The sequence below is a fragment of the Bacteroides sp. 4_1_36 genome, from assembly GCF_003466325.1.
Lineage (GTDB): Bacteria > Bacteroidota > Bacteroidia > Bacteroidales > Bacteroidaceae > Bacteroides > Bacteroides uniformis.
This window is the reverse complement of record NZ_QSOX01000007.1, coordinates 148239-169103: the sequence shown is the minus strand read 5'-3', so window position 1 is coordinate 169103 and position 20865 is coordinate 148239. Positions and strand designations below refer to the sequence as shown.

At 45.7% G+C, this 20865-nt stretch carries 15 protein-coding genes; 9 read left to right on the top strand and 6 right to left on the bottom strand.

The window, feature by feature from the left end; genetic code table 11:
* Positions 1–475: 475 nt before the first annotated feature.
* From DXD65_RS09240 to DXD65_RS09230, 3 genes are all read right to left on the bottom strand, one after another.
* On the bottom strand, positions 476–1897 hold the full coding sequence (locus DXD65_RS09240) for a glycoside hydrolase family 125 protein (RefSeq protein WP_085931532.1): 1422 nt from the start codon (positions 1895–1897) through the stop codon (positions 476–478).
* Positions 1898–2065: 168 nt separating this feature from the next.
* Positions 2066–2569, bottom strand: a complete 504-nt coding sequence (locus tag DXD65_RS09235) for an RNA polymerase sigma factor (RefSeq protein WP_005830374.1) — start codon at positions 2567–2569, stop codon at positions 2066–2068.
* Between the two features lie 376 nt (positions 2570–2945).
* Positions 2946–3449 (bottom strand): RNA polymerase sigma factor, encoded by a 504-nt coding sequence (locus tag DXD65_RS09230; protein ID WP_008662699.1) that lies wholly within the window; start codon positions 3447–3449, stop codon positions 2946–2948.
* Between the two features lie 215 nt (positions 3450–3664).
* Here DXD65_RS09230 and DXD65_RS09225 point away from each other — a divergent pair, with 215 nt between their 5' ends.
* Complete coding sequence (locus DXD65_RS09225) at positions 3665–4483, top strand: 1-acyl-sn-glycerol-3-phosphate acyltransferase (RefSeq protein WP_005830371.1); 819 nt, start codon at positions 3665–3667, stop codon at positions 4481–4483.
* 43 nt (positions 4484–4526) lie between these two features.
* The gene (locus DXD65_RS09220) at positions 4527–5504 is read left to right on the top strand and encodes a GNAT family N-acetyltransferase (RefSeq protein WP_005830370.1); all 978 of its coding nucleotides are present in this window, start codon (positions 4527–4529) and stop codon (positions 5502–5504) included.
* Between the two features lie 28 nt (positions 5505–5532).
* Here the strand turns inward: DXD65_RS09220 and DXD65_RS09215 are convergent, their stop codons facing one another.
* Positions 5533–6861 carry a deoxyguanosinetriphosphate triphosphohydrolase gene (locus tag DXD65_RS09215; RefSeq protein WP_009037700.1) on the bottom strand — a complete coding sequence of 443 codons (1329 nt, stop codon included), beginning with the start codon at positions 6859–6861 and terminating at the stop codon, positions 5533–5535.
* Positions 6862–7073: 212 nt separating this feature from the next.
* Between DXD65_RS09215 and dut the strand changes: the two genes are divergently transcribed.
* The 4 genes from dut to DXD65_RS09195 are packed head-to-tail and all read left to right on the top strand — an operon-like array spanning position 7074 to position 11321.
* Positions 7074–7508, top strand: coding sequence for a dUTP diphosphatase (gene dut / locus DXD65_RS09210; RefSeq protein ID WP_025831605.1), 435 nt, complete (start codon positions 7074–7076; stop codon positions 7506–7508).
* Positions 7509–7554: 46 nt separating this feature from the next.
* On the top strand, positions 7555–9405 hold the full coding sequence (locus DXD65_RS09205; protein WP_034529262.1) for a tetratricopeptide repeat protein: 1851 nt from the start codon (positions 7555–7557) through the stop codon (positions 9403–9405).
* Entirely contained in the window at positions 9383–9970 is a 588-nt protein-coding gene (locus tag DXD65_RS09200) for a DUF4292 domain-containing protein (protein ID WP_008662710.1), read from the top strand. Before DXD65_RS09205 ends, DXD65_RS09200 begins: the two co-directional genes overlap by 23 nt.
* A gap of 49 nt (positions 9971–10019) precedes the next feature.
* Positions 10020–11321, top strand: coding sequence for a murein hydrolase activator EnvC family protein (locus tag DXD65_RS09195; RefSeq protein WP_008662711.1), 1302 nt, complete (start codon positions 10020–10022; stop codon positions 11319–11321).
* Between the two features lie 7 nt (positions 11322–11328).
* Here the strand turns inward: DXD65_RS09195 and DXD65_RS09190 are convergent, their stop codons facing one another.
* Positions 11329–12399, bottom strand: coding sequence for a M20 family metallo-hydrolase (locus DXD65_RS09190; protein WP_008662712.1), 1071 nt, complete (start codon positions 12397–12399; stop codon positions 11329–11331).
* Between the two features lie 90 nt (positions 12400–12489).
* Complete coding sequence (locus DXD65_RS09185) at positions 12490–13107, bottom strand: porin family protein (RefSeq protein ID WP_005834577.1); 618 nt, start codon at positions 13105–13107, stop codon at positions 12490–12492.
* A 217-nt stretch (positions 13108–13324) separates the two neighbouring features.
* On the opposite strand from DXD65_RS09185, the gene DXD65_RS09180 reads away from it, so the two are divergent.
* The 3 genes from DXD65_RS09180 to DXD65_RS09170 all read left to right on the top strand — a co-directional run bounded on the left by DXD65_RS09180 (position 13325) and on the right by DXD65_RS09170 (position 20784).
* Entirely contained in the window at positions 13325–15130 is a 1806-nt protein-coding gene (locus DXD65_RS09180; RefSeq protein WP_057256311.1) for an AMP-dependent synthetase/ligase, read from the top strand.
* 947 nt (positions 15131–16077) lie between these two features.
* Positions 16078–19167 (top strand): SusC/RagA family TonB-linked outer membrane protein, encoded by a 3090-nt coding sequence (locus tag DXD65_RS09175; protein WP_005830357.1) that lies wholly within the window; start codon positions 16078–16080, stop codon positions 19165–19167.
* 15 nt (positions 19168–19182) lie between these two features.
* The gene (locus DXD65_RS09170; protein ID WP_005834583.1) at positions 19183–20784 is read left to right on the top strand and encodes a SusD/RagB family nutrient-binding outer membrane lipoprotein; all 1602 of its coding nucleotides are present in this window, start codon (positions 19183–19185) and stop codon (positions 20782–20784) included.
* The last annotated feature ends 81 nt before the right edge of the window (positions 20785–20865 follow it).

Here is a 20865-nt window from a genome sequence, read left to right as displayed (position 1 = left end):
ACAATTCCCCACAATCTTTTAACTAAAATCTTAGGAAGAAGTTTTCAACACCTTGTTGATAGCTTATTCATTTGATAATGAAGCTGCTTTTGAAACGCTTTGCTGGTGGGGGATTCGTGTAGTCTCTTTTGAAAAGATTCGGTTGAGGATGACGGTCTTTGGTTTGAAAGTCGCTTGTTGGTGGAATGGTGTCTTGGGTGGGAAACTTCTTTCCCAGCTTTGCGGATATCTAAACCAAGACTTGGTTTCTCTATCCCCAGGCTTGGTTTGGAAAAACCAAAGTTTGGGATAAAGCTCTTTCTTAACTCTTTCTTGTTTTAGTATTAACTTCTGAAACTTTTTTTGTTAACTTCCCGTCTATTTTGTGAACGTTACTACTTACCGGAAGATGATGGGAGGGAGGAGTGATAATATTCCCCCTGGAGTGGTTGATTATTACATTCATCCACAGAATCCAGGGGGGATAAATGTTTTTTTACTGTATGCTGTTCAGCAAGTCTAGCTTGCCCTCGTTCACCAGTTTTAGAATGAGTTCGCCAAACAATGTGTTTTGCCATGCAAACCAGGCGCGGGTGAACTTGGCGGGATTGTCTTTGTGGAAAGACTCGTGCATAAAGCCGGTTCCGGCTTCTGTATCCATCAACATCTTCACGCAAGTTTTAATCTCTTCATCGTTCTGGCTTGTGAAGGCTTTCATCATGATGCTCATCGGCCAAATCATGTCGTAGCCGATGTGCGGACCTCCAATGCCTTCGCCTGCCGTACCTTTGAAGAAGTATGGGTTATCCTCGCTCCATACGAAACGACGGGTGTTCTGGTAAATAGGATCGTTGATGTCCACATCGCCCAGATAGGGCAGTGCGATAAGGCTCGGTACATTGGCGTCGTCCATCAGAAGGTGGTTGCCGAAACCGTCTACCTCGAAGGCATAGATGGTGCCGTATTTGGGATGGTTGTAGGTAGCGTATTTTCGTAGGGCGGTTTCTACTTCTCCGGCCAGATCGGTACATTCTTTTGCAAGCTCCGGGCGGTTATTGACTTCAGTCAGAATCTCGGCTGCCTTACGCAGCGAAGATACGGCGAAGAAGTTGGAGGGTATCAGGAATTGGAAGGTGGTGGCGTCATCGGAAGGGCGGAAAGAAGATGCAATCAGTCCGACCGGTTTCACCGGATTGCCCCAGCCGTCGTTGGTCATCGTGTCCAGTGCGCGTTCAGTTACCCGCTGGAAATGGTAGGAACCGCGTCCGTCACGGCGCTGTTGGTCGCGGAAGGTGGTCAGGATGTTTTGGATTGCTTTTATCCACTCGGCATCGAAGATGCTTGTATCACCGGTCGTTTTCCAGTAATGGTAGGCAAGGCGTAGCGGATAACACAGTGAATCGATTTCCCATTTACGCTCGTGCACCTCGTCGTTCATGTCGGTAAGGTCGGTTTTCCAGTGTCCGTCGGGGATGGGGCCGTCGTTGAAGGCGTTGGCAAACGGGTCTACATTAATCAGCTTGAATTGGCGGTTGATGACTCCTGCAAGCATCGTCTTCAGTTCCTTGTCTTCATTGGCCAGCTGTACGTAGGGCCACACCTGCGCACCTGAGTCGCGGAGCCACATGGCATGGATATCTCCGGTGTAGACAAATGTGTCGGGCTTCCCGTCTTTCTTGTCCTTGCGGAAATGGACGGTGGTGTCCAGCGTGTTGGGAAAGCAGTTAGTGAACATCCATGACAGCTTCTGATTTTTCAGCAGCTGCTGTATCCGTTGAATTTGTTCTTCTACGGCTTTGGAACGGAACAGTCGTTTTGATTCTACCGGTCGGTTGTCTTTCTTGATAGCGTCGGAGGCGCATACGTGGTTACTCATGGCCGGCTGTACGGCAAAAACGGCAGGAGTAGCCATTGTCATTGCTGCAAATGTGCAGGCTGTAATGATTGTCTGTTTCTTCATGTTGTTTATTAATTACTCGGTTTTTCTTTAGGTATCTTGGTTTGTGTCCCATGATTGCCCAAAGATAAGCATATTTACTTTTTTATCCGGCCAATTAATAAACAATTCTTAGGTTGCCGTATTCTCTTATCTGAAATCTTTCAGTTCCTGTTGCAGTTTCTGGCGGGTAAAGAAGATGCGGCTCTTTACTGTTCCAAGTGGGAGGTTCAGCTTTTCTGCGATTTCACGGTACTTGAAACCGGAGACATGCATGGAGAAAGGTATCTTGTACTCACGTGGCAAGGCATTGACAATGCGGTGCATTTCCTTCAGGTCGTAGGCGCCTTCTGTGCTGTCGAGTGTGAGGTCGTGCGGCGTGTTCAGATGATAGAGATTGTCTGTGGTATCTACAAATGTCTGGTCACGTACCACTTTACGGTAATTGTTGATGAAAATATTACGCATGATGGTATATATCCATCCTTTAAAGTTGGTATCAGGTGTGTACTTCTCTTCATTGTCCAGAGCTTTCAGGGATGTCTCTTGAAGCAGGTCGTTGGCCTCTTCGCGGTCGGAGGTTAATTTATATGCAAAGCGTAATAAGTCGTTTTGAACTCCGAGTAGGTCTTGGGTAAATGTTCTATTATTCATAATGGATGTTTTTTAAATTATTGTTCGTTTTATTGATGATGCAAAGCTACGGATGATTTCTCTTTTTGATAGACGGAAATCAAACTCTCTTTGGGGTAAAATCTAACAATTGGCAGTTTTCGGGTGGCTTTGGTTAGCTTTCAGTGCCTCGGATAGGTGGAAAAGTGGGATGTAGCCAGAGATTGCTATCCTGATTTTTGTAAATAATATTGTCGCAAAGCGTAACGGCTTGAATGAGTTTGTGTACGAAATACAAGGGGCGAGACCATGAAAGGCAGACGCGGGATTGTCCCGGCCTGCCTTTCTCTCTTTTGATACAACTAAAATCTGTACTCTTCTTAATTTATGGAAATCACTGGTTTTATATGCTGAGTGCTTAAACAAAATCCTTCAAGTCTTGTTGTAGTTTTTGGCGGGTGAAGTAAATGCGGCTCTTTACCGTGCCTAAGGGCAACCCTAGCTTCTCTGCAATTTCGCGGTATTTGAAGCCGGAGACATGCATGGAGAAGGGAATCTTGTACTCCCGTGGAAGGGCGTTGACAATGCGGTGCATCTCTTTCAGGTCATATGCGCTTTCTGTGCTTTCAAAAGCGGCGTCGCGCGGCAGGTTCAGGTGATAGAGATTGTCCGTGGTATCCACGAAAGTCTGGTCACGCACCACTTTGCGGTAATTGTTGATGAAGATATTGCGCATGATGGTGTATATCCATCCTTTGAAATTAGTATCGGGCGTATACTTCTCTTCGTTATCCAGAGCTTTCAGGGATGTTTCCTGCAAGAGGTCGTTGGCTTCTTCACGGTCGGAAGTAAGTTTGTATGCAAAACGCAATAAATCGTCTTGAACTCCGAGCAGGTCTTTTTTAAATGTTATATTGTTCATATGTGCTATGTTTTTTTTCGTTAATCTTGATATTGCAAGTTTACGGAAGTTTTCTCTTTCAGGCAGACGGATTTCAAACATACTTTAGGGGAAAAACTATCAATTGACAGTTTTTAGGTGCTATTTGATAGATTTCGGGTGCAGTTTTCTGTCATTTTTTTGCGATTAATTAAAAAGATGAGTTAATTTTGCGCATTCATTTCATCAAAAGAAGAATGGCTGACGACTCTTTATTTTTGATTGACATAGACAAGATACTTCGGGAAAAGGCTCCGAAGCAGTCTAAGTATATCCCCAAGTTCGTGGTTTCTTATTTGAAGCACATCGTTCATCAAGAGGAATTGAATGTCTTTTTGCGGGAGTCGAAAGATAAAGTCGGTGTAGATTTCCTGAAAGCTTGTCTGGAGTTCCTTGATGCCAATATTGTGGTAAAGGGGGAGGAAAATCTGCCTAAAGAAGGGCTTTATACTTTTGTGTCCAACCATCCCCTGGGTGGGCAGGATGGAGTGGCACTGGGTTATGTCCTGGGCTCCTTTTATGGTGGCAAGGTGAAATATATGGTCAACGACCTGCTGATGAACCTGCACGGACTGGCGCCGCTTTGCATCCCCATCAACAAGACGGGAAAGCAGGCCAAAGACTTCCCCAGAATGGTGGAGGCGGGATTTGCTTCGGACAATCAGCTCATCATGTTTCCCGCAGGGCTTTGTTCGCGTAGGCAGAATGGGGTCATCCGTGACTTGGATTGGAAAAAGACCTTTATCGTGAAGAGTGTCGAAGCCCACCGTGATGTAGTTCCCATCCACTTCGAGGGGCGGAACTCCAACTTCTTTTATAATCTTGCCAATTTTTGTAAGATGTTGGGCATCAAGTTCAATATCGCCATGCTTTACCTGGCAGATGAAATGCTGAAGAATCGCCATAAAACATTTACCATCACCATAGGGAAGCCTATCCCCTGGCAAACTTTCGACAAATCGAAAAGCCCGGCCGGATGGGCGCAATATGTGAAGGATATTGTATATAAATTGTAGAGAGACCGTATTTATATTAAAGAAGAACTACTAACAGAAAAATATGGAAGATGTTATTGCACCGATAAGCAAGGAGCTGTTGAAAGCGGAGTTGACTGAGGAAAAGCGTCTGCGCATGACCAATAGAAGTCATAATCAGATATATATCATTACTGCCCAAGACTCTCCGAATACAATGAAGGAGATCGGCCGTTTGCGCGAGATTGCATTCCGTGCTGCGGGAGGAGGAACGGGCAAGTCTATGGATATTGATGAATATGACATCATGGACAACCCGTACAAGCAGTTGATTGTCTGGAATCCGGAAGCAGAAGAAATTTTGGGTGGATACCGTTATATCTTAGGTACGGATGTGCGTTTTGATGAACATGGTGCCCCTATTCTGGCAACTGCCCATATGTTTAACTTTTCGGATAAGTTTTTGAAGGACTATCTTCCTACGACCATCGAGTTAGGACGTTCGTTCGTTACGTTGGAGTATCAGTCTACGCGTGCAGACAGTAAAGGTCTGTTTGCGTTGGATAATCTGTGGGATGGTTTGGGCGCACTGACCGTAGTCATGCCCAATGTGAAGTATTTCTTCGGAAAGGTGACTATGTATCCCAGCTATCATCGTCAGAGTCGTGATAAGATTCTTTATTTTCTTCGGAAACACTTTGCGGATAAGGACAACCTGATTACTCCGATGAAGCCGTTGCTTCTGGAATCGGACGAGAATGAATTGGCGGCTCTCTTCTGTAAAGACTCTTTTAAGGAAGACTATAAGATTTTGAATTGTGAAATCCGTAAGGCGGGGTATAATATTCCCCCGCTGGTGAATGCCTATATGAGTCTCAGCCCTACCATGCGTATGTTCGGTACAGCCATCAATTACGGTTTCGGAGATGTGGAGGAAACGGGTATCCTAATTGCCGTGGACGAGATTTTGGCAGAAAAGCGCATTCGCCACATCGAGTCGTTCATAGCGAGCGAACCGGAGGCGTGCAAGCTTACGTCGGGAGCAAATAAGGTTGTATCATAGGACTATCCGGAGGAATGTTTGTCGTCTGTTATACCGCTGGCAAGCTATTCCCGTTTATTTTCCTATATAAATCGAGTGCAAATACATCCGTCATTCCGGAGATGTAATCCAATACCGCCTGTATTCTTTCGTAGAGTGCAGGCGCTTTTATGTTGTACTGGCCCGATACGCGATTGATGAGCAGTTGCGAATATGCCTTTTCCGGAGAACGCACGGCGTCAATCATCAGTTCGAGCAGGGTACTGATGATGCGGAAACCGGCAAGTTCAATGTCCAGTACATCGCGTGAACGGTAAATCCTCTTCAGGGAGATGTCTGCACAGTGCTTGTAGGCATTGGCTGGTACCTCGGATATATGGTTGATGAGGCTTCCTTCAAATTCTCCTTTCAGAATCTTTTCTTCATTGTCTACAAAGGCTTGCACGCATTCGCCGATAAGCAGTCCGATAACGCTGGAACGCAGATAGGCTATTTGTTCATTGGTGTCACTTACTATCTCCATCGTTTTGAGCCGGTGTGCTTGGCGCTCTTTCGAGAAATAAGAAAGAAGCAACTCTTTGGTTTCTTGTGTAGTCAGAATTTTCAGTTTGTGAGCATCCTCAATATCCATCATCTGGTAGCAGATGTCATCGGCGGCTTCCACCAGATAGACCAGCGGGTGGCGGGCATATTTCAACGGGGCATCGTTCTGCTTCTCCATACCCAACTCTTCTGCTATGCGGCGAAAACTTTCTTCCTCTGTGATGAAGAAACCGAATTTTGACTTTTTGCCTGCAAGACTCGATGAAAAGGGATATTTCACGATGCTTGCCAAGGTGGAGTAGGTGAGTACAAATCCTCCCTGTCGCCTTCCCTCAAACTGGTGGGTAAGCAGGCGGAACGCATTTGCATTCCCTTCAAAGTGGGTAAGGTCCTCCCATTGGGAAGGTGTCAGTTGGCCCTTCAGGGACATTCCTTTTCCTTCAGAAAAAAAGGTGGAAATAGCTCGTTCTCCCGAATGTCCGAAAGGAGGATTTCCCAAGTCGTGTGCCAGGCAGGCGGCGGAAACGATGGAGCCTATTTCGGTGAGGTAGCTGTCTTGCAGTTCCGGACGGCGGGCAATGAGAGCTTTCGATACATCGTTGCCTAGTGAGCGGCCTACACATGATACTTCCAAGCTGTGTGTCAATCGGTTGTGGACGAATACACTACCGGGAAGAGGGAATACCTGGGTTTTGTTCTGCAGACGGCGGAAGGGAGCAGAGAAGACAAGGCGGTCATAGTCACGTTGGAATTCCGAGCGGTTTTCATGGCGTTCCTGGTGAAACTCTTCCAGTCCGAAGCGTTTGGCAGATATGAGCGTATTCCAATTCATCATGATGTTATTTGAGATTTGACGATTTACTATTTACGATTGAAGTTACTATTATTTAACTGCAAATGTATCACTATTTTGTATAAAAAGCCGTATTTTCGCCCAAGTTTATAGTAAAAGGAAGATGAATTGCGAAACTTGAATTACTCGAATTGTAAGAATAGAAGTAGCCCCAATCGTAAATAGTAAATCGTCAAATCGTAAATAACATCATGTTGAACGTACAAATCATCAATAAATCAAAGCATCCGCTTCCGGCTTATGCCACTGAGCTGTCTGCAGGAATGGATATCCGTGCAAACCTTAACGAACCTATTTCGCTGGCTCCGATGCAGCGGTGTCTGGTGCCTACGGGCCTTTATATCGCTCTTCCGGAAGGATTTGAGGCGCAAGTGCGTCCGCGTAGTGGATTGGCCATTAAGAAGGGGATTACCGTGCTGAACTCCCCTGGAACGATTGATGCCGATTACCGTGGTGAGGTTTGTATTATTCTCGTCAACCTTTCTGCAGAAACCTTCGTCATCGAAGATGGGGAGAGGATTGCACAAATGGTGATAGCGCGTCACGAACAAGCTCTTTGGCAGGAAGTGGAAGTGCTGGATGAGACGGAGCGCGGTGCCGGAGGTTTCGGGCATACGGGTAAAAAATGAATGGATATTGTTCCGTTTTACGGGTTAAGAATTTATAATTAAATAGATGAGAATCAGAGTAAAAATAATACTTGCGTTGTTGATAGGTACCTTCTGCTTTACTACGTACGGAGTGCAGGCTGCCAACGTTCAAGCTTCAAAGGAGAAAATGAGCGGGTACGGTCGGTCTGAAAAGGCACGGAAGGAATTGAAGAAACGGAAGAAGTCGAAGAAAGCCGACGTTTCGCTCGTAAAGGAGCTTACCCCCGAACAGCAGCGCCGTTACGACTACTTCTTTCTTGAAGCCGCCCGTCTGAAAGTCCAAAAAGACTATGATGCGGCTTTCGATGTCCTGCAACATTGCCTGACGATAAACCCGAACGCATCATCGGCTTTGTATGAGATGGCCCAGTATTATATGTACCTCAAGCAGGTGCCGTTGGGACAAGCCGCCTTGGAAAAGGCGGTGGAGAATGCTCCCCATAATTACTGGTATGCCCAGGGACTTGCCAATCTGTATATGCAGCAAAACGAAACGGAGAGAGCCGCTGCCTTGTTGGAAAATATGGCGGTACGTTTCTCGGATAAGCTGGACCCGCTATACAACTTGCTGGAGATTTACAACCGCCAGGAAGAGTATGACAAAGTTATCGGTATACTGAACAAGCTCGAGGAACGGATGGGCAAGAATGAACAGCTCAGTATGGAGAAGTTCCGCATCTATCTGCAAAAGAAGGACGACAAGAGCGCCTTTCATGAAATAGAAAGTCTGGTAGAAGAGTATCCCAACGATATGCGCTATCAGGTTGTGCTGGGGGATGTCTATATGCAGAACGGGAAAAAGCAGGAAGCTTATGAGATTTACAAGAAGGTGCTGGCCGAAGAGCCGGACAATGCAATGGCCATGTACTCATTGGCTTCTTACTACGAAGAGACCGGACAGAAGGAGCTGTATGAACAGCAATTGGACACGCTGTTGCTGAACAAGAAAGTGGCTTCGGACACCAAACTGAATGTGATGCGGCAGTTCATCGTGCAGAACGAGCAGGCAGGCAAGGACAGTACACGTGTCATTACGCTCTTCAACCGCATCATGGAGCAGGAGCCCGATGAGGCGCAATTACCTTTGCTGTATGCCCAATATCTTCTTTCCAAAGGAATGAACAAGGAGGCAGGGCCGGTTCTGCGCCAGGTTCTGGCGATAGACCCTACCAACACAGCGGCTCGTATGACATTGCTGGGGGAAGCTGTGCGCCAGGAGGATTACAAGGAAATAATGAATTTGTGCGAAGCCGGTGTGGAGTCCAATCCCGATATGTTGGAGTTCTATTTCTATCTGGCCATTGCCTACAACCAGGCGGAACGGACGGATGATGCCCTTGCCATCTGTCAAAAGGCTTTGTCGCACGTCAAGGACGACAGCAAGAAGGAGGTCGTATCAGATTTTTATGCCATTATCGGTGATGCTTATCACACCAAGAATCTGCATGCGGAAGCTTATGCGGCTTATGATTCCGCTTTGGTGTACAATCCTTCAAACATCGGTGCCTTGAATAACTACGCATATTATCTTTCCGTGGAGCGCCGCGACTTGGACAAGGCGGAAGAGATGAGCTACAAGACAGTGAAAGCCGAGCCGAACAATTCCACCTATCTCGATACATATGCATGGATATTGTTTGTTAAAGGTAATTATGCCGAGGCGCGTCTCTACATAGATGAGGCGATAAAGAATGATAAAGATAGCAGTGACGTGGTCTTGGAACATTGCGGAGATATCTATTACATGACTGGCGATGCGGAAGGTGCCTTGAAATACTGGAAACAAGCCTGGGATAAGGGCAATCGCTCTGATACGTTGAAACAGAAAATACAAAAAAAGAAATATATATCAGATGAAACTAAACCTGCTGAATGATATGGCAAGGATATGCCGCCTGTTGTCCTTGCTGTTGTTGCTGGCTGTGGGGCTTGCCGGTTGCAAGACTTCGCGTCACTCAAGTTCTCTGTCCGGAGAATCTGCCTGCCTTTCCTCCAAAGTGCAGCTGACGGTACCCCATAAAGATGCCACCCTTACTGTGAACGGTACGATGAAGTTGAAGAAGGAAGAATGCATGCAGATTTCCTTTCTGATGCCGATACTTCGTACGGAGGTGGCACGTATGGAAGTCACCCCGGATGAGATTCTGTTGGTAGACCGTATGGGAAAACGTTATGTCCGTGCAACACGTAAGGAACTGAAGGATGTGCTGCCCAAGAAGGCGGATTTTGCCCATTTGGAGAAACTGCTTTATGCTGCTTCCAAACCCAATGGCAAGAAGGTGCTTACCGGCAAGGAACTCGGGATACCCTCTCTGGAAAAGGGAAAGATTGAACTTTCCAACTTCTCGGATAAGCCTTTTGCACTGACTCCTACCCAGCTCTCACAGAAATATAAAGAGGTGGAGCTGGAAGAACTGCTGGAAATGCTGATGGACCTTTGATTAGTTGATAATTGTCAGATAATCCCTCATAACTTATAACTCATAACTTATGAAGCTTCTCCTTCTCTTCTTTCTCCTCCTTTTGCCGGTTTCTCCGCTCCTAGCCCAGTCCAACAAGCTGATTAAGGAACTGGAAAGCAAGCGTGGTGCCTTGCAGAAACAGATAGCAGAGTCGGAAACGCTGTTGATAACCACCAAGAAGGATGTGGGAAGCCAGTTGAACGGTCTTGCTGCACTGACCGGACAGATAGAAGAGCGCAAACGCTATATTCTGACTATCAATAATGATGTGGAATCCATAGAGCGCGAGTTGTCTTCATTAGAACGTCAGTTGACCCGCCTGCAACGTGACCTAAGGGACAAGAAGAAGAAATACGAATCGTCCGTTCAATATTTGTATAAGAACCGCTCCATTGAAGAGAAGCTGATGTTCATTTTCTCTGCCAAGAGCCTGGCACAGACCTATCGACGCATGCGCTATGTACGTGAATATGCTACTTATCAGCGCCTGCAAGGCGAGGAAGTGTTGAAAAAGCAGGAGCAGGTGAACCGTAAGAAGACTGAGCTTCAGCAAGTGAAGGTTGCCAAGGAAGGATTGTTGAAAGAACGTGAAGAGGAGAAAGTCAAGCTGGAAGCGCAGGAGAAGGAACAAAAGTTGTTGGTAGCCAATCTGAAAAAGAAACAGCGGGGCTTACAGAACGAACTGAATAAGAAACGCCGTGAAGCCAATCAGCTCAATGCACGCATTGACCGTCTGATAGCGGAAGAAATAGAGAAAGCGCGTAAGCGTGCGGCAGAAGAAGCGCGCCGTGAGGCAGCCGCACGTAAAAAGGCTGGTGAAAAAAACGAAAAAACGGCAACTGCCTCTACGCCCGCAAAGCCGAAGGCACAGCCTTTGGAAACTTACTCCATGAGTAAGGCAGACCGTGAATTATCAGGGAACTTTGCTAATAATCGCGGTAAGTTGCCGATGCCCATCACCGGCGCGTATATCATTACCAGCCATTACGGCCAGTATTCTGTGGAAGGTTTGCGCAATGTCAAGCTGGACAATAAGGGCATCGATATACAAGGGAAACCGGGTGCCCAAGCCCGTGCCATCTTCAATGGTAAAGTGGCGGCTGTCTTTAAACTGAACGGACTGTTCAATATCCTTGTCCGTCACGGGAATTATATATCAGTCTATTGCAACTTGTCATCGGCCTCGGTGAAGCAGGGCGATGATGTTACCACCAAACAGACTCTCGGACAAATCTTCTCGGATGGGGCCGACAATGGTCGTACGGTGCTACACTTCCAATTGAGGAAAGAGAAGGAAAAACTGAATCCGGAGCCGTGGCTGAACAGATAATGATAATTTAAATTTTTACTTCTTCCAGCAGCTCCAGATACATCCCTATCGCCTCCTCTATCTCCTTGACAAAGATAAATTCATCGGCAGTGTGTGAACGGGCACTTTTCCCCGGTCCCATCTTCAGAGAAGAGAATGGCATCAGTGCCTGGTCGGACAAGGTCGGTGAGCCGAAAGGAGTACGTTTCATGGCAATAGCCTTTTGCACTACCGGATGCTCCGGAGCTACGTGTGAAGAGCTTAGCCGGAAGGAGCGGGCTTTGGCTTCACACGTGATGTGTTTCTGTATTTCATCGAATAGCTCCTGATTGCTATAACACTCGTTGCTGCGAATGTCTACGACAAAAGTACAACGGTCGGGAATGACGTTATGCTGTGTACCGGCGTTTACCATGGTTACGCTCATCTTCACGGGACCCAGCAGGGAAGATTCTTTTGGGAAACGGTAATCACGAAACCAGGCAATATCATCCAATACCTTATATATAGCATTATCTCCCTCGTTTCGGGCTGCATGTCCCGATTTTCCGGTAGCAGTTACGTCCAGCACCATCAATCCTTTTTCTGCAATGGCAGGTTGCATCTCTGTCGGCTCGCCTACAATGGCAAACTGTATGGGAGGGAGTTCCGGCAATACGCATTCTATTCCCCCCTTGCCTGATACTTCCTCCTCACACGAGGCAAGATATATCAGATTGTAGGCCTGAGTGGTGCGGCACAATGTCAGGAATACTTGCAGCAGGCTGACTACACTGGCTCCGGCATCGTTGCTGCCCAGCCCGTAGAGCTTTCCATTACTTTCCAGCGTTGGTTTGAAAGGATCTTTCCGCCACCCGTTGACGGGTTTTACGGTGTCGATATGGGAATTCAGCAGCAAGGTCGGTTTCTTTAAGTCGAACATCGGGCTGAGGCACCATACATTGTTGCCTTTACGTCCTGTTGCCATGCCTTGCATTTCGATATAGTTCTGCAGATAATCTGCCGCCTTCTCCTCGTCGCGGCTCAAGGAAGGAATGGCTATCAGTGATTTGAGCAATCCGATTGCTTCGGAAGTTAAAGTCGGTATATCGTAAATCATATTCGGTAAATAAATAATCTGGCCGCAAACTTACGGATAAAAAATGAAAAGGACGCCAAACCGACGTCCTTTCTGTTTTTTCAATATTGTTTAGAAGAAGCAACTGAGTGATATCATCAAGTTGCGGTTTTTGTTGCCTGAATCTTTAATGTTCTCTACCAGTCCCCAGTCATAACCGATGGAAATCTGATATTTCTGACTGAATTCGACTCCGGCTTTTAATCCGAGACCGAAATCAAAACGCTTCATGGCATCATCCCCGAATACATTGGTGGAGTTATCATCAAACTCATATTCGTCAAGAATATCTCCTTCTGCCTTGGCTTTGCCAAAAAGACCGATGGCTAAATAAGGACCGGCATTGCCGAATATGGCAAAGTTCTCATTCACTGCATATTTATAGCCAATGTGTACAGGAATTTCCAGGTAGTAGGGATTGAACTTGATAGAAGCAGCAGAGCCTCCGTCTATTTTGGCTCCTTTCAGCGTAAGTAATGCACCCATATCGAGGTAGACTCCTTCTGAAATTTGAGGCAATCCTACTTCAGCCTTTACCCCAGCATGAAAGCCTATTTTACTGTCGAAACCGGTAATGGAGAAGTTACTGGAGTTCATGCCGACTGTTGCTCCCCATCTGAGGTTGTCTTGAGCATTGATGCTTGCTAAACCTATGGTCAGCATAGCCATTAAAAGCAATACTTTTTTCATGTTCATTGAATTTGATTTAGTTTGTATATCACCACAAATATATAGATATTTAATATATTTCTATTGTTTTAATGGTAAAGAAAGTATCTTTTGTGGATAATTTGCTAACGGATGGTCGGATACTTTAAAGGTAAAGTTTGAATAATTACCCGCTAATATCAAATTAGTTTCAAATGAAACCACTACCTTTGTACCGTATTTACCAATATCAAAAGTTATGACTTATCATCATTTATCTGTCCTGGTGCATCGCCAGGCAGAGAAGTATGGAGACAAAATAGCCCTGAAATACAGGGACTATGAAACTGCACAATGGATACCCATCTCTTGGAAAGAGTTCTCACAGACTGTACGCCGGACTGCCAATGCAATGGTGGCTTTGGGAATAGAGCCACAAGAGAATATCGGTATCTTCTCGCAGAATAAACCCGAATGTCTCTTTACTGATTTCGGTGCATTCGCCAACCGGGCGGTGACTATACCTTTGTATGCTACCAGCTCACCGGCCCAGGCACAGTATATCATCAACGATGCACAGATACGTTATCTGTTTGTAGGCGAGCAGTTCCAGTACGATGCCGCTTTCAGCGTGTTCGGATTTTGCCAGTCTCTGCAGCAGCTCATCATCTTCGACCGTGCTGTGGTGAAAGATCCGCGCGACATGACTTCCATCTATTTTGATGAATTTATGGCAATGGATGAAGAGTTGCAGCACAATGCCATTGTAGAAGAACGTACAGCAGCTGCCTCAGATGATGACCTCGCCAATATCCTTTATACTTCCGGTACTACCGGTGAGCCGAAAGGTGTCATGCTCCATCATTTCAATTATAGAGAGGCTTTCCGCATTCATGATATCCGATTGCCTTTCATGACAGACCAGGATGTTTCCATGAACTTCCTTCCGCTGACCCATGTATTCGAAAAGGCATGGACCTACCTTTGTATACATCGGGGAGTGCAGGTCTGCATCAATCTCCGTCCACAAGATATCCAAACTACTATTAAAGAGATACGCCCTACACTGATGTGCAGTGTACCCCGTTTTTGGGAGAAAGTCTATGCCGGTGTGCAGGAGAAGATTTCCCAGGAAACCGGTCTGCGTAAGGCGATGATGTTGGATGCCATCAAGGTGGGCAGGACGCATAACATTGATTATTTGCGCCAAGGAAAGACTCCTCCGATGATGCTTCATCTGAAATACAAGTTCTACGAAAAGACCATTTATGCTCTGCTGAAGAAGACGATAGGTATTGAGAACGGTAATTTCTTTCCTACGGCAGGTGCTGCTGTGCCCGATGAAATCTGCGAGTTTGTGCATTCTGTAGGTATAAACATGGTGGTGGGCTATGGTCTGACGGAATCTACGGCTACCGTTTCCTGCTTCCTCAACGAAGGCTATGAGATTGGTTCCGTAGGTACGGTGATGCCTGATGTGGAGGTGAAGATTGGCGAGAACAACGAGATACTTCTTCGTGGTAAGACTATCACTACCGGCTACTACAAGAAACCGGAGGCAACGGCTGCTGCCATCGACCGTGACGGTTGGTTCCACACGGGTGATGCCGGTTATTTGAAGGATAGCCATCTGTATCTGACGGAGCGTATCAAAGACTTGTTCAAGACCTCCAACGGAAAATACATTTCGCCGCAGGCATTGGAAACGAAGCTGGCTATTGACCGTTACATTGACCAGATTGCTGTCATTGCCGATGAGCGTAAGTTTGTTTCCGCTTTGATAGTTCCCGTTTATGGCTTTGTGAAGGATTATGCCAAGGAGAAAGGCATTGCATACAGCAATATGGATGAGTTACTGCAACATCCCAAGATACAGGCGTTGTTCCGTGCCCGTATCGATACCTTGCAGCAGCAATTTGCCCATTATGAGCAAGTGAAGCGCTTCACGCTCCTGACCGAACCGTTCAGCATGGAGCGTGGCGAGCTGACGAACACGCTGAAGCTGAAACGCTCTGTAGTGGCAAAGAACTACAAGGGGCTGATTGACAAGATGTACGAGGAATAGATTTCCATTTGTTTGTTTTTGAACCGTCCGACTTGGAGTGAATTATTTTCATTCCGGGCCGGACGGTTTGTTTTATGTATGGACTTGCCCTTGGCAGATAGGACTCTCGAGTATGTGCACGTTAGTTAGGCTTAAAAAACAGCCTGGTAGATAAATGGGGATTTATCATTTCAAAACAGCTTCTTCAAAGATAAAGGGGAAGAACCGTCTGTCATCTGTCACGGGATTCAAGCACGTAGTCCGGAACGCTCCCCTTGTTCAGTCCGTCTTTCCCCGTTGCTTTATCCCTCAAACGCTTGGTGTCTGTCCCCGAAACAGCCTTTGTTCATTGTCGGCTCACTCGGGTGAACAAATCAGCTCACTATGGTGAACAACTCCATTCACTATAGTGAACGAGTCAGACCACTATAGTGAGCCGCTCAGAAACTCAAAGCCTCTATAAGACAAAGAAGCGGACACAACAAGAGAAAGAAGGGGACGAGACAAGAGAAAGCAAGGGAACGGGACAGACCGAACACCGGTGAGGGCAAAATTTGCCCTCACCCTTTTTATTTGCCCTCACTCACCCATGTAATGCCGATGAACAGGGCGGTTCGGGAAGTGAGTGAGGGCGGTGAGGGCAACATTAAGAAAATCGTATTAGTTTTTCCTTCTTCTTCCGAACCCGATTAACTTTTATTAGCAAAGAAACTTCTGTTTCTCGATAGGGTTGCGGTTCTCTACCCGGTTTTATATACGAAGCTTAAAAAGAAATCTGCAGAATAAGAGACATTTTAATAAGCTCGAGTATTAACCGTAACATTCTAATAGCCTATGTAGCATACAAAAAGAAACAAATGAGATTGACATTCAACCCTGCTTGTCAATCGGAAAGACAGACCCCATCAGAATCTGTTTATTAACTTAACACACATTTAATCTAATATTTATTTTCCGAAAAACAGCTTATGAAAAAAAGAATTATGCTGACCTTGGTTTGCCTGCTGGCAGCCATCGGTTGGGTAGCAGCCCAAAATTCCCCCATTACCGGTATCGTTATTTCAGCTGAGGACAATGAACCGATTATCGGAGCTTCCGTATTGGTAAAAGGAAGCACTACCGGAGCCGTAACGGATTTAGACGGCAAATTCACTATTACAGATGCGCCCGCAGGTGCGAAAATCCTGCAAGTGTCTTTCGTAGGTATGATAACACAAGAAGTTCCCATCACTCCGGGGACGATAAGAGTCACATTAAAGAATGATGCCAAGCTGCTGGATGAAGTGGTGGTAACGGCATTGGGTATCGCAAAGAAAGAAAAATCACTGACTTACTCTACTCAGGTAGTAAACGGTGATGAATTGGCACGCGTGAAAGACCCCAATATGATGAACGCATTGGCCGGTAAGACGGCAGGTGTGCAGATTAATAAGAGTTCTTCCGGTTTGGGAGGTTCTTCTAAAGTGATTATTCGTGGTAACCGTTCTGTAAGCGGAAGTAACCAGCCGTTGTATGTGATAGACGGTGTACCGTTCGGTTCATCTACCAACGAAAATACCTCAACTACTATCGGCGGAGACAACGACAGTGGTAACTACGACCGTGGCGACGGTATTTCCAATCTGAATCCCGATGATATTGAGAGCATGAACATATTGAAAGGCCCTGCCGCAGCTGCACTTTACGGTAGTTCGGCTGCCAATGGTGTGGTGATTATTACCACTAAGAAGGGCAAGGAAGGACGCGCCAGTATCAGTTTCAATACCAGCACCACTTTCGATATAGCTGCATACGGTATTCCCGAATTCCAGAATCACTATACGGGTGTGTCAACCAGTTGGGGCAGTGATATCAAAGGTAGTCCCGACTATACAGACGATTTCTTCAAAACAGGTGTCACTACTATCAACTCGCTCTCGTTGAGCATGGGTTCGCAAGCTATGCAAACTTACTTTTCCTATGCTAATACTTACGGCAAGGGCGTGGTGGAAGGTAATAGCTTGGTGAAGCATAATTTCAATTTTCGCGAAACTGCCAACTTCCTCAATAACAAACTGACTGTTGATGCCAATATCAATGCGATGTATCAAAGGGGGAACAACCGTACTACTTCGGGAGGTTATTACATGAATCCTTTGGTAGGTCTTTATCACTTCCCGCGTGGTGGTGTTGAAGGTGGAAAGGACTTTAACTACTACAAAGATAATTATCAGATTCTTAATGCCGGTCGTAACATAATGGACCAGAACTGGTATAAATCTCAAGGTACTGATATGGAGCAGAATCCCTATTGGTTGATTAATAAGGTTCCGAATGAGGATACCCGTTATCGTACATTGTTGAATCTGAGTGTGAAGTATAAGTTCAATGACCTGTTCAGTATACAGGCTCGTGGTAGTGCCGACTATGTTGTAGACAAGAACAATACACGTATGTATGCAGGTACCAGCCCGGTGTTGTGTGGTATGAATCCGGCTGGAACAGGAACTAACGGTCGTTACATCTACGGTGAATCAAGTAGCCTTTCTTCTTATGGGGATGTTTTGTTTACTTATCAACAGCAATTCACTAACTTCAGTGTCAATGCTTCGGTAGGTGCCAGCATCAACGATTATACAGGAAACGGTACAGGTTTCGATTCCTATCCGGGTATACTCTCTGTGCCCAACGTATTCACTATGCAGAACTGCTCCTTGAACAAGGGCTCATTGACCGATTGGAAAACCCATACTCAAAGCCAGAGTGTGTTCTTCACCGGTCAGGTAGGCTTCAAAGATCAGATTTATGTGGACGTGACAGCACGTAACGACTGGACTTCAACATTGGCATTTACCAAATACAAAAACAAAGGCTTTTTCTATCCGTCAGTAGGTGTGACATGGTTGCTGAACGAAACATTGAAATTACCTTCTTGGATTGATTTAGGTAAGATTCGCGGTGCATGGTCGAAGGTGGGTAACGGTTTGAATACTTATACTTCAAATCCTCTCAACTCCATTACAAAGAGTGGTAGCATCAATTTCAACAGTACAGCTCCGTTTGCAGAACTGAAACCGGAAATGACTACTTCCATTGAGTTTGGTACTGAGTGGCGCTTTTTCAATAGCCGCTTGGAGTTCGACTTCACTTATTATAAGACTAATACAAAGAATCAACTCTTTACGTTGGATGCTCCGTCAGGTTCACAATACGCCCGATATTACATCAATGCCGGTGATATTCAGAATACCGGTGTCGAAGTTATGTTGAATGGAACTCCTGTCATGACTAAGGATTTCCGCTGGAAAACCGGTGTTAACTTTGCAACCAATAAGAACGAAGCAAAGGCACTGGCTGGTGATGACTTTGGTTATTTTACATTTAGCGGTGGCGAAAGTAACAATGTATGGAGTCGTTTAGAAGTAGGTGGTTCGTTTGGTGACATTTACGGTACTACTTTTGTACGTGACGAAAAAGGCAATATTCAGTATGAACCTGCAAAAGAAGGACAAAAAGATAGTGATAGACTTCCATTGGTGGACAAGACAAATCCGGTGAAACTGGGTAATTCTACTCCTGATTTTAACTTGGGGTGGAGCAATACAATCACGTGGAAGGACTTCTCTCTTTACTTCTTGATTGATGGACGTTTTGGAGGTGAAGTGATGTCTTTGACGGAAGCCGACCTCGATCAGCAGGGAGTAAGCAAGGCAACGGGTGATGCTCGTGACCGTGGTTACGTGATGCTGGAAGGCCGTCAAATTACAGATGTGGAAGGCTTCTATAATCAGGTTGGTGGCCGTGCGGGTGTGACCGAGCATTATATGTACAGTGCTACCAACATACGTTTGCGCGAACTTTCCATTGGCTATAGTCTGCCTCAGGCTTGGTTGGCAAAGACTGGTGTCATTAAGAACGCACAGGTTTCACTTGTAGGCCGCAACCTGTTCTTCTTCAAGAACAATGCTCCATATGATCCTGATGGCATGCTTTCTACCAGCAACCGTCTGCAAGGAGTTGATGTGTTTGGTATGCCTACCAACCGTTCGATTGGGTTCAACTTGAAAGTTAATTTTTAAACAGTAGATATGATTATGAAAAATATATTTAGACTTACAGCTGTAGCGCTGCTGGCAGCTACCTTATTCTCGGCATGTACGGGAGCGTTCGAGGATATGAACACTAATCCGAAGGGAGTGAGCGATGAAGAACTAAAACAAGATAACAACTACATTGGTATGCACTTCATTCCCATGATGCAGTCTATCTATTATAATAAAAATGCAGGTGTCAATGTATGGGAATATCAGCTTATTCAAAATTTGAATGCCGATTTGTGGTCAGGCTATATCAGTACGGCTACTGCATTTGCCGGCAATGTAAGTAATGTGACCTATGCCATGAATGCAGGATGGAATGACAACTGTTGGGATTATGCTTATAGAAACGTAATGGTGGAAAGCTTGAAAATCACCAACAAGTGCAAAGACGATATGGAGACGTATGCCCATTTCGAGGCTATCAATACCATCTGCCGCGTAATAGCTATGTCGCGTCTTGCCGACCAATACGGATGTATTATCTATTCTCACTATGGCGAATCGGCTACTGGTGGTGAGTATGATTCAGGACAGGATGCTTATAAAAAATTCTTTGAAGAATTGAAAGAAGCTGCAGACGTGCTGCGTACTGCTAAAGAAAAGGATGTGGCTTCGTTTATGATGTTTGATTATGCCTATGGAGGTAACTTGAACAAATGGGCGCAGTTGTGTAACACCATTCGTTTGCGTTTGGCCATGCGTATTGTGAAGTATGATGCTGCTTGGGCAAAAAGTGAGGCGGAAGCTGCCATGAACGATAGTAATGGATTGATTGAAACCAATGATGCTAATTTCGGCATTGCAGGAAACGGTTATGTCAATCCGCTTTACGGTATTGCATTCAACTATGGAGATGGTGTTTTAGGCGCTAATATTCCTTCTATCTTGTCTGGTATGGGCGATGCGCGTCTTGATAAGTATGCTACACAGAACAGCAAGAGTGAATATTTTGGTATTCGTCTTGGTATTAAAGGACTGGAAGAAGAAGGGTTTTCGGATGCCTATAAGGCGATTGTAAGTCGACCCAACTTGACAGAAACCTCTCCTGCTATTTTGGCAACTGCTGCCGAAACCATTTTGTTGGAAGCCGAAGCTGCTTTGCGTGGTTGGGATGTAAATGGTAAGGGCACCGCTCAGAGCTTGTATGAAAAGGGTATACGGACATCGTTCGAACAATGGGGAGCCGCTGTGGGCGATTATTTAAGCAGTACGACTACTGCTGCAGCGTATGTAGACCCCGTTATTCCCGCTGCCAGCATTGAAGGCCAGAGCAAGGTGACTGCTAAATGGGACGAGTCTTTGAGTAACGAGGAAAAATTTGCTAAGATTGCCACACAACGCTGGATTGCTATTTATCCTGAAGGTATGAATGGCTGGGCTGAGATACGTCGCACTGGTTATCCCAAATTATTCCCGGTAATGGTGAACTACAGTCAAGGTGAGATTGATACAGATCTTGGCCCACGCCGTTTACCCTTCACCATCAATGAAAAAGGCAATAATCCTACCGGTTATGCCAAAGCCGTCGAAATGTTGGGCGGACCGGACAATGGCGGTACTCGCATCTTCTGGGATGTAGATAAACCGAACTTCTAATCCGCATTATTATCATAGAGATTAAGTGATGAGGACTTTTTGAAGCATGTTTTTTTAAGGGGAAGTATGAAAAACATATTT

Coding starts and splice junctions, on each gene's coding strand:
- DXD65_RS09185 (WP_005834577.1), bottom strand. CDS start 13,107: ATGAAAAAAGTATTGCTTTTAATGGCTATGCTGACCATAGGTTTAGCA.
- DXD65_RS09205 (WP_034529262.1), top strand. CDS start 7,555: ATGAGAATCAGAGTAAAAATAATACTTGCGTTGTTGATAGGTACCTTC.
- DXD65_RS09180 (WP_057256311.1), top strand. CDS start 13,325: ATGACTTATCATCATTTATCTGTCCTGGTGCATCGCCAGGCAGAGAAG.
- DXD65_RS09175 (WP_005830357.1), top strand. CDS start 16,078: ATGAAAAAAAGAATTATGCTGACCTTGGTTTGCCTGCTGGCAGCCATC.
- DXD65_RS09240 (WP_085931532.1), bottom strand. CDS start 1,897: ATGACAATGGCTACTCCTGCCGTTTTTGCCGTACAGCCGGCCATGAGT.
- DXD65_RS09200 (WP_008662710.1), top strand. CDS start 9,383: ATGAAACTAAACCTGCTGAATGATATGGCAAGGATATGCCGCCTGTTG.
- DXD65_RS09215 (WP_009037700.1), bottom strand. CDS start 6,861: ATGATGAATTGGAATACGCTCATATCTGCCAAACGCTTCGGACTGGAA.
- DXD65_RS09225 (WP_005830371.1), top strand. CDS start 3,665: ATGGCTGACGACTCTTTATTTTTGATTGACATAGACAAGATACTTCGG.
- DXD65_RS09190 (WP_008662712.1), bottom strand. CDS start 12,399: ATGATTTACGATATACCGACTTTAACTTCCGAAGCAATCGGATTGCTC.
- DXD65_RS09220 (WP_005830370.1), top strand. CDS start 4,527: ATGGAAGATGTTATTGCACCGATAAGCAAGGAGCTGTTGAAAGCGGAG.
- DXD65_RS09170 (WP_005834583.1), top strand. CDS start 19,183: ATGAAAAATATATTTAGACTTACAGCTGTAGCGCTGCTGGCAGCTACC.
- DXD65_RS09230 (WP_008662699.1), bottom strand. CDS start 3,449: ATGAACAATATAACATTTAAAAAAGACCTGCTCGGAGTTCAAGACGAT.
- DXD65_RS09235 (WP_005830374.1), bottom strand. CDS start 2,569: ATGAATAATAGAACATTTACCCAAGACCTACTCGGAGTTCAAAACGAC.
- DXD65_RS09195 (WP_008662711.1), top strand. CDS start 10,020: ATGAAGCTTCTCCTTCTCTTCTTTCTCCTCCTTTTGCCGGTTTCTCCG.